The organism is Arthrobacter sp. UYCu511 (genome assembly GCF_040547105.1).
In the GTDB taxonomy this organism is placed as follows: Bacteria; Actinomycetota; Actinomycetes; order Actinomycetales; family Micrococcaceae; genus Specibacter; species Specibacter psychrochitiniphilus.
Genome location: NZ_JBEPPB010000011.1, coordinates 55,901 through 68,512 on the forward strand (window position 1 = coordinate 55,901; position 12,612 = coordinate 68,512).

Below are 12,612 nucleotides of genomic sequence, written 5' to 3' on the forward strand. Positions count from 1 at the left end.
TCAGCGCCCGATCAGCCCGGCCACGGCCCACTAGACTGGACGGATGAGCCAGCTTCGGATCCGCGTCCTCGGGGCCATTGGTGCGGACGTGAATGGAATCGCGGTGCGCCTCTCGAAAGCGCGGCATCGGGAGATTCTTGGCATACTGATCACTGCCCGTGGCCGAACAGTGTCTACCCAGCAACTCGTGGAAGACCTATGGGAGGAGCCACCGGCCGGCGCTGTTGGAGCTGTGCGAACCTTCATTGGCGAGCTGCGCCGCATCTTGGAACCACAGCGCCCACCCCACACTCCCCCTGCCGTTCTGCTCACCACAGGCGGCGGGTATTTGCTCCGTCTGGAACCCGACGCGGTTGACTTGCGGCGTGCGGAAACGGCCATCAAGGCTGCGGGCGGGATGGCTGCGGCTACCCGGGAATTCGTGCTGGCCACGGCGCTGCAGGAATGGCACGGCGCCGCGTTCGAGGAGTTCACCGACCGTGGCTGGGCCCGGGGTGAGTGCACTCGGATTGCCGGGCTGCGGGCCAACATCCTTGAGCAACTGGCCGCAGCGCGCCTTGCGCTGGGACGTCCGGAAGACGCCGTCGAACTTCTCGCTTCCCACACCGACGAACATCCGTGGCGGGAGGAGGGCTGGCGGTTGCTCGCGTTGGCGCACTACCGTGCGGCGCGCCGTGGAGAGGCTCTCGACGTGCTGGTCCGGGCCCGCAGCGTTCTTCAAGGCAGCCTGGGGCTCCATCCCGGCGCAGAACTGGCAGACCTTGAGCTGCGCATCCATCGTCAGGACCCCGCGTTGGACGCGGACGACGCCGGTCACTCACTTTTGCTGCGCACCGTCACCGGGGCTGCGGGTACCGGGACCCGTTCGGGGCTGGAGGGGGTTGCGGCGCTGGTACCGCTGCTGGCCGTGTCCGGTTCGGTTCACTTTGCCGCGCAGCAGCGCCGCTCTGCGATCGAGGCCGCCGAGCAGGTGGGCGATCCGGAGCTGACGGGGCGTGTCATCACAGGATTTGATGTGCCCAGTTGCTGGACCCGGCCCGATGATCCGGAAGTGTCGGCGGCCATTGTTGCGGCCGGCGAGCGCACCTTGGTGGCGCTACCGGCGGGGTCTTCGGAGCGGGTGCGGGCACGGCTGTTGGCCACGGTGGCCATGGAGTCTCGCGGCATCACGGACAGGCTGGTCGAGGCTGCCGAGGCGGAGGCCATTGCCCGTCGGCTCAACGATCCGGCCCTGTTGTGCCTTGCGTTAAGCGCCCGCTATTTACAGACATTTTCGACGGCGGGCCTGGCCAAAGTACGCGACACGCTGGGTGGTGAAATCATCGCCCTTGCGGTGGCGGCGGAGCTGCCCACCTTCGAGATTGAAGGCCGCTTGATCCGTATGCAGGCGTTGTGCGCCCTGGATGACATAGCTGCTGCGTCCGCGCAGGCAGCTGCCATCGACCAGCTGGCTGCCCGCCACGACCGCGCCCTGGCGTCGGTGTTCACCGCATGGTTCCGCTGGACCTTTGCCGACGGTCCGCCTCCTCCTGCTGGCAGTGAAATGCCCGGGTTCAGGAGCGGGCTGGCAGAACTTGCTGCCCTAACCGCCGCTGTCCGGACCGGTGGCGAATTGCCGGATGGGGATTTTGGTCCGTACGAGCCGTGGGTGCGGCCTCTGCTGCTGGTCCGCACCGGGCACACGGCTGAGGCGCTGTCTGCGTTGGGCTCCTGCCCGGATCCGCCGCTCGATCTACTCATGGAGGTGGCATGGTTTTTGATCGGGTTAGCTGCCTTGGAAAGTGGACACCGAGCCGCGGCCCAACACGCGTACCAGGCCCTGCTGCCGGCCGCTGCCGAGCGGGCCGCTGGCAGCGGGGCCGTTGACCTTGGCCCTGTCCAACCTTTGCTGGAGGGGTTGGGACGGTTCCTACTGTGAGCTATTGAGAAGAAGTTAGAACAGTACGAGATCCTCAATAGCTGGCGCGTAGTCCGGAAATGGCAGCAAGGCGTAGCGCTTCAGGCGGACTGTCCGTGGTCTAGTCGGCTCGTTCCGCGCGCAGTTCCCGTTTCAGAAGCTTGCCCGACTGGTTGCGGGGAAGTTCTGCGACGAAGTCGACCCGTTTGGGTGCCTTATAGTCTGCTAACCGGCTCTTGACGTGCGCGCGTACAGACTCTGCAGTGAGGGACGCCCCGTCTTTAAGAACAACAACTGCCGTGATCGCCTCAATCCACCTATCATCTGCAATGCCAATCACGGCTACCTCAGCAACCTCAGGCAATTCGTAAATGCAATCTTCCACCTCCCTCGGCGCAACGTTCACTCCCCCAGTGTTGATCACGTCCTTGATCCGGTCCACGACTTGGATGTAACCATGGGCATCTCGGGTCACCTGATCCCCTGACCGGAACCAGCCATCAACAAAGGCTTCGGCGGTGGCCTCGGGCTTGTTCCAATAGCCAACCAGCAATTGAGGTGACCTGTACTGAATCTCCCCCGGCTCACCTACGGCGGCGATGCTGCCGTCCGTGGTAACGACGCGCGCTTCCACATAGAAGACGGGCCGGCCGCAGGAGGCAGGACGCGTTTCGTGTTCCTCGGGGCGAAGAACTGTGCATAGGGGGCCGAGCTCGGACTGGCCGAAGCAGTTGTAGAACCCAATCTTCGGGTACCGGGAGCGCAACCGCTGAAGCACCGTTACCGGCATGATGGATGCCCCATATTGTGCTTTTGTCAGCGAGGACAAGTCCCGCGTCTCTAGATCTGGGTGGTTACTCAGTGGCACCCACACCGTGGGCGCCAAGAAAAGTGAGCCGATGCGCTCTTCCTCGACGAGCTCCAGAATCTTGCCGACGTCAGGACGTGCGATCAGCCGGATGGTGGCTCCGAGCGAAAGGTAAGGCAGCATGAATACATGCATGGCAGCCGAGTGGTACAACGGCATTGCAATGAGCGGCCGGTCATCAGCGGTAAGGTCCAGCCCGATGATGGAAGAGATGTATTCCGCAAGCAATGCCTTGTGGGTCATCATTGCCCCCTTGGGTGCGGAGGTTGTGCCCGAGGTATAGAGCAGTTGGAGGATCTCCTGTTCGCCACCCTCGTCCTCTACCGGGACCGTATCGACGTCGTCGGTCAGGGCCGTTTCCACGACGGAGGGTTCGGGGGAATCGGTTCCGGGGAACATCGGCCACACCTGTTCAAGCGCCGGAAGCCGGCTAGCGGATCTCAACTCGTCCACGAGCGGCAACAGCTCGGGATCAACCACCAAAACGCTGGCGCCCGAGTCGTTGAGCAGGTAGCTGAGCTCATCCCCTTTCAGGGCGAAGTTCACGGGCACGTGGACCAGCCCGGACTTGGCACACTCAAGGTAGAGAAGTAGGTAGGCGTCGGAGTTCGCGCCGTAGGCCGCAATCCGGGCACCTTTCGGGAGCCCAAGGTCCAGCAGACGGCGTGCAACCCGGTCAACACCCATTTCGAGCTGAGCATAGCTCCATCGCCGGTCTTGGAACAGTACGGCCTCCGTTGCACCGTTGCGTGAGACGGTACGGCGCAAGAGCGCTCCGACCGTGTCGGCGCCGCCATTACTGGGCGAGGCAATGAGGGGGTTGTCAGGCTTCGAAGGTGAAGCATTCATGGTGTAAATGTTCCTTTCGTCAATGCGATGGACCGCGGCCAAGAAACTTTCCATACACAATTGCACAGTGCTCCTGAACAATCTGATTCTTTCAACCTGCCACATCCAGCTAACAAATCAAGGCAACACTTGCCAGGGACGGCGATTCAGCGGCTTCCGTGGTGGCCCTCGTCAAACCAACCCTCACCCGCGGTTCAGAAGCACCCACCTACCCGCTACCGCGGCGGGTTAAATGAATAGCCCTCGACCACTGCGTCTCCGCAATGGTCGAGGGCCATTCATTTGGGTTCGATGTACCGCTCACCACAAGATGCGAGGCGGGACAGGGAACTACTTTACGTCTCTTCGCAGGCTTTGCGCAGGAGCCATAACAGGTTCCTTGACCCAGAAATCAGCTCCGTCAACTTTTGCAGCAACCGCATCAAAGACAGGGTCAATGCCGGCCTTGCGCTGCTTTTCATAGTCTCGCAATACCCGCAGGGCAGGTTTGGCCAAGAGGACAATCACTACCACGTTGATCCACGCCATGGCTCCATACCCTAGATCCCCAAGCGACCAGGCGAACGAGGCGGAGGTGACACTTCCCAGATATACGCATGCAAGGAAGCCGAGTTTGAGCACTACACCGGGCCATTTCCACGTGATCCCAAAGCAGCGTTTGATGTACGCCAGTCCGGTGTCTGCCATGTACATGTAGAACATCACGCTGGTGAAGGCGAAGAAGAGAATAGCAATTGAAAGCGTCCCTGAACCCCACCCCGGCAGGACGGACTCGATGGCGGCCTGGGTGTACAGCGGACCGGGTTCAACGCCGTCCAGGTGATTTGCCAGCGGCGCACCTGCTGCCGGAATGACGTTGTAGGACTTCGTAATGAGAATCATGAAGGCAGTAATGGAGCAGACGACCAGCGTATCTATGAAGGTGGCAAATGACTGAACCAGTCCTTGTTTGGCCGGGTGTGAAACCTCGGCAGCAGCCGGGGCATACGTCTCGCTTCCAAAGCCAGCTCCGTTCGAGAAGGCCCCGCGCTTGACTCCCCAAGCAATTGCAGCACCAATCATCCCGCCGAACGTGGCATTCGTGCCGAAGGCACTGGAGAGGATCAAGGCGAATAGCCCGGGTATCTCTGCGGCGTTCACCACCATGATCAACAGGCCCACCAGAATGTATCCGGCCGCCATGAAAGGAACCACAAACTCGGCCGTGCGGGCAATGCGTTTGATGCCACCGAAGATGATCAGTGCCAGAATTACCATCAGCGCAATCCCTGTGATGTGGGTGTTGATGGAGAAGGCTGAATTCAGTGATGCGGAGATGGCGTTGACTTGAACGTTCGGCAGCAGGAATGCGCCGGTGATCATGGTCATGATCGCAAAGATAATGGCGAGAGGGCGCAGTTTCAGGGCTTTTTCAATGTAGTAAGGAGTTCCCCCTCGGTATTCTCCGTCCTGCTTGCTCTTATAGACCTGAGCCAGGGTCGTTTCAATGAAGGAGGTGGCCATGCCGAGGAAACCTGTCACCCACATCCAGAAAACGGCGCCGGGACCGCCGTAGGCAATTGCTGTGGCAACGCCAGCAATATTGCCAACACCAATCTTGTCGCCCAAGGACAGTGCCAGCGATTGGAAGGAGGAGATTCCGGATGCGGAACTTTTCCCTTCAAAGGTCAGCCGGACCATCTCGAGGGCGTGCCTGACCTGGGCGAAGCGGGTGGCTATGGTAAAAAACAGGCCTGCGCCAAGGAGCATGATGACAAGGACCGGACTCCAGACAAGCCCGTTGAGCCACGTGATAAAACTTTCCATTACTTTGCACCTCCTTGGACCGCAGCGGTGGCGGTCCCTACGCTTTCATTGGTGGGGCTCAGAGGTAGTCGCAGCAGCCGCCCGTATCCGGGCAGTGCGTCATTGATGCCTGAGAGCCGGAGCATGTGCCAGGCGAGCGCCTGATTGCTGCTGATGACGGGCTTGCCGAGGCTGGCTTCAGCCCGTTCTAAAATGTCCAAGGTTCGCACGTTGGTGCAGGAGACAAAAACGGCATCGCAGGGCGAGGCCTGCCCCACCTTGAGGATCGCTTCGTAGACCGATTCAGGGGCGATCCGCGCCACCTTGCATTCCTCGGACTCCTCAAAGGAACCGAACCCGGTAATGGTGGGGCCGTCTTCTTCCAACGCGGACCGGAGCTTCTCGGACACTTCCGCTACATAGGGGGTGACGAATCCCAGCTGGCGGACGCCCAGGGCTTGGCAGGCTGCCCGTACTGCTGTCAACGGATCGGTGACAGCTGGCATCACTGAGGAGTTCTGAACCTCGGCAGGGTAGGCGGAGCGGACGGCCTTGGCCACGTTTTCGGCTCCGATGACGCTTGCACCGGAGGTACATGCGTACCCAATAGCGTCGAAGGAACCCCCGGTGGGAAGCAAGCTCACAGCCATGGGGATGTGTTCTTCCATGGCCGCGAGTGTTTCCTCGGTGACGTCCAGTCCGCTGGGTACTCGGGTGTGGTGAAGCACGACGCCGGGTAGCTTCAGTAGGGTTTGGAATTCGTATTCGAGCGTTTCATCAACCTGCAGGACAATAACGCCCAGGCGGGCGCGGGTGGCAACACCCGCATCTGATTCATAGGACAGTTTCATCTCAGTGCACCTCAGGGAGTTGTTCGGGGGCGCGGCGGCTCAGAAGCTGAGGGCCATTGTCGCGAAGCACAAAGTTTTCTTCGTGCACCATGCCCTGACCGGGTTTCATATCGAGGGAAGGTTCAAGGGTGAGGACCATGCCGGGAACCAGGATGGTCTCATCCGCGTTGGTGTGCGAGGGCCATTCGGTCAGCTGCATGCCCAGTCCGTGGCCTAACCGGCCCACATTGCCGCAGGCGTAGCCGTTGTCAACGATCACTTTTTGCATGGCTCGGAAAAGGTCCCCTGCTGTGGCTCCAGGCCGGGCGATCTCCAGGGCGGCGTTGGTGGCCTCGAAGAGTGTGGCGTAACCATGCTTGGCTGCGGGGTCCGCCTTTCCGATGGCCCAGTTTCGGTCAAAGTCGCAAAAGTAGCCGTCGTAGACGGTGCCTGTATCAATCATCAGCACGTCCCCTTCGGTCAAGGGACGGTTCCCTGGGGGAGAAATGACATTGTCATACCCACCCGGAGCTGATGCGCCAACAAGGTAGGAAACATCGTCGGCCCCGTGCTTGAGGAGTTCAATCTTGACCGCACGGAAGGTTTCCACCAGCGGCTGGCCAGGGGTGGCGATGCTAGGGACCAGGTCATAAACGTCGGAGGCGATGCGGCAAATATGGGCGATCTTCTCAATTTCCGCCTCTGATTTAACCATCCGCAAGGTCTTGACCACTTCCGTTGCGTCATGGAAGCTGAATCCGGGCACCATTGCCCGGAGCCGGTCGTAGTCCGCCAGTGGCATGCGCAGGGTAGTTTCAGGGCCCATGGGCACTCCCACCCGGGCCCGGTCACCGAGGATTTCATGCATGGTCTCGGCCAGCAGGGAAACCCCCTCGTCCTGCGGCTGTGGGGACGTCCAGGTCCGAATGTCCTCAATCCAGGTCTGCGCCAGAGGAGGGTATCCAATCCCTGGAATCACGGCGGTGGGCTGACCGCTGGCAGGCACCAGAAGGAACCAGGGACGGGTGGGGCTTTGCCAGAACTGCGTCAAAAAGCCTGTGAAGTAGCGAAACTCAGCTTCCGTGGTGATCAGCATTGCGTCCATACCGGACTCAGCCATCAGCTGCTGCGCACGTGCCAGCCGTTTGGCGAACTCCGCAACGTCAAAGCCACGCTGTGGGGCTGGGTGAGAGCCGGAGGGCACAGACAGAATCCCGTTGTGCACGGTGCCGGGCCACACTGCGTGGTCGGGGATGGTTTTCTCTGACATCCGTTTGTTGCTCCTAGATATTGTGGCCGTTGCGTGCTAGATGACGCTCAAGTATTGATGGTGCCGGGTTGGATTGGGTGTGGCACCACCAGCTTTTACGAGTGGCCCACTCCATGTGTCCCCAGTCACTGCATTAAGTGTCCCGCATCATGAAGTAAACAAAAAGCGGTCAAATACGGCCTTTATCTTGAAGCAGAATTGGACAATTATATTTGAAGTAAAAGTGTAAGGAATTGACCACAAATAAACACTTTTACTTTCCCTTTCTTTGTTGGACGATGGATACATGCTTCCCACACAGACCTCCCTTTGGTACTCGAATCCCACCTCCCGCTCATGGCAGACCGCAGCGCCTGAATCTGCCCTGCCCTTTCACCGCAGCCTTGATGGCTACACCCCCACACCGCTGGTTAGCCTGCCTTCCCTTGCCACTGAGCTGGGTGTCGGCCAAGTCTTGGTAAAAGATGAATCGAACCGCTTGGGTTTGCCTGCCTTCAAAATCCTCGGCGCCTCATGGGCCGTATGCAGGGCCCTGTGCCAGCGCTACGATCTGGACCCCGAGGGAATGACCGTTCCCCGGCTCAAGGAATTTATCCACGCCAACGTAGACGTTGCGCAAACCCCTGTACTTGTCACGGCCACCGATGGCAACCACGGCCGAGCAATCGCCAGAATGGCGGCATTACTGGGCCTCACTGCCCGCATCTACGTTCCGGCAGGCCTGAGCTCCTCCGCAATTGCAGGCATCACCGGAGAAGGTGCTGAGCTGATCGAAACGCAGAACATCTACGATGATGTGGTCATGCTTGCCGCGAAATCCACAGAGGGCCAAGCCTGCGATGTGTTGATTCAGGACACGGCGTGGGAAGGGTACATGCAGGCTCCGCAGTGGATTGTGGACGGTTATGGCACCCTGTTTGGCGAGATTGATGATGCACTTCGGGAAATGAATGCATCCGGCCCGGACTTGGTGGCCTGCCCTGTTGGCGTTGGTTCACTCGCCCAAGCATTGGTGGAGCACTACCGGACCGCGGGCAATGCCGCTCCTGTCCTTTTGAGCACTGAACCGGAAACTGCAGCGTGCATTGCACAGTCCTTGCTGTCAGGGACTCCGGTAGTGGTGGATACCTCCTACCCGTCAATCATGTCAGGGCTCAATTGCGGCACCCCCTCAGAGCTGGGCTGGCCGGCGCTACTGGCAGGACTTGATGCCGCGGTGAGCGTTTCTGAGTCCGACTGCCGCCAAGCAGTCTTGGATCTTCAGGACCTAGGCTTGGATGTGGGCCCGTGTGGTGCAGCCACCTTGGCCGGTGTTCGAGCAGCCTTGTCCATCCCGCAGCGGAGGGAGGCGTTGGGGCTCGATGCAACGTCGGTAATCGTCTTGGTCAGCACAGAGGGCCTGGCAGCAAACCCGCTTCGATGAAAGGCTCTTTCCCCATGGAAATCAGCAAAAATTTAGTACCCAGCGCCATCATCAGCCTGCTGGAAGATCCTGTGGCGCTTTTGGAAGACCTGGTCAGGATCGATTCCGTCAATCCTGACCTTGTGCCAGGCGCAGCTGGAGAAACAACAATTGCGGACTTCACGGCAGCGTGGCTGGAACAGCGGGGATTCACCATTACCCGGCTTGAAGCCGTGCCTGGGCGCCCGTCCATTGTTGCCGTTGCAGCCGGTACCGGGCAAGGCAAGGCCCTGATGTTCAACGGACATTTGGATACCGTCACCCTCGCAGGCTTCGACGGGGAACCGCTGGAGCCGCGAGTGGAGGACGGGCGCATGTACGGCCGCGGCACTTTCGATATGAAAGCCGGCATCGCAGCGATGATGGTCGCCGCGGCAGCTGCGGCGTCACAGCCCCATGCTGGCGACATTATCGTAGCCCTTGTCGCGGATGAGGAATTCGCCAGCGCTGGTACGGAGGAGGTCTTGCGGCATTTCACCGCTGACGCGGCAATTGTCTCTGAACCAACACATGAGGACATCGTCATCTCACACCGTGGCTTCGTATGGTTTGACGTGACCATTCACGGTACCGCCGCCCACGGCTCCCGCCCTGATTTGGGGATCGATGCCATCGCAAAGGCCGGCAAGTTCCTCACCGGCCTCGATGACCTCAGCCGTTCGCTACCCCAGGGCGCCGCCCATGAGATGTTGGGAACTGGCAGCATCCACGCTTCCCTGATTCGCGGTGGGGAGGAGCTCTCCAGCTACCCCGCCTCCTGCACCGTCTCACTTGAACGGCGCACGGTCCCTGGCGAGAACTCGTCAACGGTGGAGGCTGAGCTGCGGAAAGTTCTCGATGACATCGCCAGCTCGGACCCCGATTTCAGCTACACCGTGACCGAGATCCTGGAACGGCACGCCTTTGAAGTCTCTGCCGAGGAGCCTATTGTCCAGGCCCTTGAAGCCGCGGCTGCCGCGGTCACCGGGAAACCCACCACCGTCCGCGGTGAAGCTTTCTGGACTGACGCATCCCTGATGCTCGAGGCAGGTATACCCGGGCTGCTCTTCGGCGTTGACGGTGGCGGAGCCCACGCCGCCACCGAATGGGTGGAACTGGACTCAGTGATACGAGTCGCTCACGCCCTTGCCACCACCGTCTCCAATTTCTGCCGCTAACACCAACTCGGCCACTAAAACCAACCAGAAGGATCACCATGACTGCCACTCCCACCGCATTCTCCCACCCCATTCTTCAAGAACGCCTCGCCCAGCTGGGCCTGACCCTGCCGGAAACCTCCTCGGCCGTGGCCGCCTACGTTCCCGCCATCCGGACAGGCAATACGGTCTACACCTCCGGCCAACTGCCTCTGCATGAGGGCACCATGGGAGCTCTTGGCAAGGTTGGAGCTGAGGTTTCTCCTGAGGTGGCGAAGGATTTGGCCAGAACGTGCGTTCTGAACGCTCTGGCCGCCGCTGGTGCACTGGGCGATCTGGACACTGCACGGATCCTGAAAGTTACCGGCTTCGTTGCATCAGCATCCGGTTTCAATGGACAGCCTGCGGTGATCAACGGCGCCAGCGAGCTGCTCGTGGAATTGTTCGGCAGCCGTGGAGCGCATGCCCGCTCGGCTGTGGGAGTTGCCGAGCTTCCCCTGAACGCACCCGTCGAGGTTGAGATTATCGTAGAGTTTCTCTAGCGGCACACCGGCCGCCCACTCCACACAGCAGAAGGAACAGACGTGCTGAACATCGTCCGGCTCAGGGTCTTGCGGGAGCTCTACCACCGCAAGACCCTCTCAGCCGTGGCCACCGCGTTGTCCTACAGCACCTCGGCAGTGTCACAGCAGCTACGCCTACTTGAAAAGGAAGTCGGCGTTCCCTTGGTTGAGCCTTCGGGGCGCCGCCTGCAGCTAACCCCTCAAGGTTTAATCCTTGTAGCCCACGCCGAGCAAATCCTGGACTTAGTGGAACGTGCCGAGGCTGATGTCTCCATGTCCGTGTCACAACCGCGCGGGGTGGTCAGGGTTGCCGCTTTTCAATCCGCGGCTCTGACAATTATTCCCGATGCCATTGCAGAGCTTCGCCGGCTCCATCCAGAGCTTTCGGTGGAATTCGAGCAAGGCGAACCTGAAGCCACCATGCCCTCGCTGGCCTCCTCGGAATATGACCTGGTTATTGCCGAGTCATTCCCGGGGCTTCCCCTGCCGGCGCAGCCGGGTATTGCTGTCACTACCATCATGGAGGATCCCTTGTGGCTGGTCATGGATGCAACCATCGCGGACGGTCTGGATCCCAGTAGAGACCTGATCTCCCAGCTCGCAGAGGCCCACTGGGCGGTGGAAACGGCTGCCTCCGCCTCCCGAACATGGCTGACAAACCAATGCCGCAAAGCAGGCTTCGATCCCAAGATAATTTGTTCTTCTGAAGACGTTTCGGTCCACTTGCGGTTTGTTGAAGCAGGATTAGCCGTGGCAGTGCTCCCTGGTCTCTCGCTCGTAGGAGCTTCCACCACAACTCGCAGATTTCCCACCTCCGGAATGCAGAACCGGCAGATTCTCCTTACCACCCGCGAAGCCTCGAGCCAGCGGCCGGCCATAGCGGCCGTTTCGGCCGCAATTCACCGTGCAGCCACCTCTTATGCCAGCGGTCGAATCAGCGAAAACTAACTTTTCCGGGATGGCTAGTGCCGCTGCTCGGCAGAGCGCTCCCCGCGCCCTTTTGGTCAATCCTGGGCGGGAATCTGATTCCAAGCCAATTTAGCCGTAGTCCCCACCGGCCCCGGCGGCAACGTAGACAATATTATGCTGGTGCATTCCGTGGGCCCCCACACGATAAAGGAGCATATGGCGCTTTATAAGAATGTGTTCCATCACCGGGATACCACCATGTCGTAAGGATGAAAGCCATGCTGCGGGAGGGCGCCCGGGCAGGGGCAATCCGGAGCGCCATCGAAGCCGGGGACCCCTCCGCGGCACCACTGGATGAAGCACAGCAGGCGTCCATGGTCTACGCCAGGAAGCAGAATGTAGCCCCTGCGGAGACGGTCCAGACAGACGTTCAGTTGCTGCGTGAGGAAGGATGAGACTACGGCGGCATTCTAGAAATCAATCACACTAAGAAAGCAGACTTCCGTTGCTATCCGGCGTTAGGAGCCACATGAGCGGCGGCTAGCCGAACTAGCTCGGGCTGAATTCGATTCGAGTCCTCGCGGCACCTGATGACTTTGCTGCAGGGAACGGGAGGGTAGGCCTTAGCCTAGAACCCAGCTATGCGCAGCAGCGTGGTGCTGGCATCAGCACAATCTCCGGCGTAAGTACGCCAGCCACGGTTGGATATTTTTGCCAACCAGAGGCTGCCACCTCAGAAATGATGGCCCGGGCATAAGACTGCTAGAGATGGAATGCCCAGGCCGCTCCAAGCAACGCCCTATCCCCTCGATGCGCAAGAATCCGTGATTGTGACCATGTCCAGCCATGGCAGTGTGCCGTCGTCAGAGTGTTGATACACCGTGCTGCATGGACCGTGTGTCCCGGATCAACACTGCCCGCCGAGCTCGTTTATCCTTCTGTCACGACTCTTGTGATGCCCGGCTCCGGATTCGTCACCGCGGTGGCGTCGCCACCGGGTTGAATTCCTTCTGGGTTGAATTCCTTCTGGACCGAGCAGTAGA

At 60.2% G+C, this 12,612-nt stretch carries 10 protein-coding genes; 6 read left to right on the plus strand and 4 right to left on the minus strand.

Annotated features, from left to right (window positions below; genetic code table 11):
- Positions 1-43: 43 nt before the first annotated feature.
- The gene (locus ABIB48_RS14340) at positions 44-1,918 is read left to right on the plus strand and encodes an AfsR/SARP family transcriptional regulator (RefSeq protein ID WP_354213422.1); all 1,875 of its coding nucleotides are present in this window, start codon (positions 44-46) and stop codon (positions 1,916-1,918) included.
- Positions 1,919-2,018: 100 nt separating this feature from the next.
- Here ABIB48_RS14340 and ABIB48_RS14345 read toward each other — a convergent pair whose 3' ends face one another.
- The 4 genes from ABIB48_RS14345 to ABIB48_RS14360 form a co-directional block, all read right to left on the minus strand.
- Complete coding sequence (locus tag ABIB48_RS14345; RefSeq protein WP_354213423.1) at positions 2,019-3,614, minus strand: fatty acyl-CoA synthetase; 1,596 nt, start codon at positions 3,612-3,614, stop codon at positions 2,019-2,021.
- 330 nt (positions 3,615-3,944) lie between these two features.
- Positions 3,945-5,420 carry an alanine/glycine:cation symporter family protein gene (locus ABIB48_RS14350; RefSeq protein ID WP_110107154.1) on the minus strand — a complete coding sequence of 492 codons (1,476 nt, stop codon included), beginning with the start codon at positions 5,418-5,420 and terminating at the stop codon, positions 3,945-3,947.
- Positions 5,420-6,250, minus strand: coding sequence for a maleate cis-trans isomerase family protein (locus ABIB48_RS14355; protein ID WP_110107155.1), 831 nt, complete (start codon positions 6,248-6,250; stop codon positions 5,420-5,422). Before ABIB48_RS14355 ends, ABIB48_RS14350 begins: the two co-directional genes overlap by 1 nt.
- Before the next feature lies 1 nt (position 6,251).
- Complete coding sequence (locus ABIB48_RS14360) at positions 6,252-7,499, minus strand: M24 family metallopeptidase (protein WP_354213424.1); 1,248 nt, start codon at positions 7,497-7,499, stop codon at positions 6,252-6,254.
- Between the two features lie 286 nt (positions 7,500-7,785).
- Here ABIB48_RS14360 and ABIB48_RS14365 point away from each other — a divergent pair, with 286 nt between their 5' ends.
- From ABIB48_RS14365 to ABIB48_RS14385, 5 genes are all read left to right on the plus strand, one after another.
- Positions 7,786-8,922, plus strand: coding sequence for a diaminopropionate ammonia-lyase (locus tag ABIB48_RS14365; RefSeq protein ID WP_110107157.1), 1,137 nt, complete (start codon positions 7,786-7,788; stop codon positions 8,920-8,922).
- Positions 8,923-8,936: 14 nt separating this feature from the next.
- Positions 8,937-10,118, plus strand: a complete 1,182-nt coding sequence (locus ABIB48_RS14370) for an ArgE/DapE family deacylase (protein WP_211315153.1) — start codon at positions 8,937-8,939, stop codon at positions 10,116-10,118.
- A gap of 38 nt (positions 10,119-10,156) precedes the next feature.
- Entirely contained in the window at positions 10,157-10,639 is a 483-nt protein-coding gene (locus tag ABIB48_RS14375) for a RidA family protein (protein WP_110107158.1), read from the plus strand.
- A gap of 42 nt (positions 10,640-10,681) precedes the next feature.
- Positions 10,682-11,608 carry a LysR substrate-binding domain-containing protein gene (locus ABIB48_RS14380; RefSeq protein ID WP_110107159.1) on the plus strand — a complete coding sequence of 309 codons (927 nt, stop codon included), beginning with the start codon at positions 10,682-10,684 and terminating at the stop codon, positions 11,606-11,608.
- Between the two features lie 239 nt (positions 11,609-11,847).
- Entirely contained in the window at positions 11,848-12,024 is a 177-nt protein-coding gene (locus ABIB48_RS14385) for a hypothetical protein (RefSeq protein WP_354213425.1), read from the plus strand.
- Positions 12,025-12,612: the final 588 nt, after the last annotated feature.

Coding starts and splice junctions, on each gene's coding strand:
- ABIB48_RS14340 (WP_354213422.1), top strand. CDS start 44: ATGAGCCAGCTTCGGATCCGCGTCCTCGGGGCCATTGGTGCGGACGTG.
- ABIB48_RS14370 (WP_211315153.1), top strand. CDS start 8,937: ATGGAAATCAGCAAAAATTTAGTACCCAGCGCCATCATCAGCCTGCTG.
- ABIB48_RS14350 (WP_110107154.1), bottom strand. CDS start 5,420: ATGGAAAGTTTTATCACGTGGCTCAACGGGCTTGTCTGGAGTCCGGTC.
- ABIB48_RS14365 (WP_110107157.1), top strand. CDS start 7,786: ATGCTTCCCACACAGACCTCCCTTTGGTACTCGAATCCCACCTCCCGC.
- ABIB48_RS14360 (WP_354213424.1), bottom strand. CDS start 7,499: ATGTCAGAGAAAACCATCCCCGACCACGCAGTGTGGCCCGGCACCGTG.
- ABIB48_RS14375 (WP_110107158.1), top strand. CDS start 10,157: ATGACTGCCACTCCCACCGCATTCTCCCACCCCATTCTTCAAGAACGC.
- ABIB48_RS14345 (WP_354213423.1), bottom strand. CDS start 3,614: ATGAATGCTTCACCTTCGAAGCCTGACAACCCCCTCATTGCCTCGCCC.
- ABIB48_RS14385 (WP_354213425.1), top strand. CDS start 11,848: ATGCTGCGGGAGGGCGCCCGGGCAGGGGCAATCCGGAGCGCCATCGAA.
- ABIB48_RS14355 (WP_110107155.1), bottom strand. CDS start 6,250: ATGAAACTGTCCTATGAATCAGATGCGGGTGTTGCCACCCGCGCCCGC.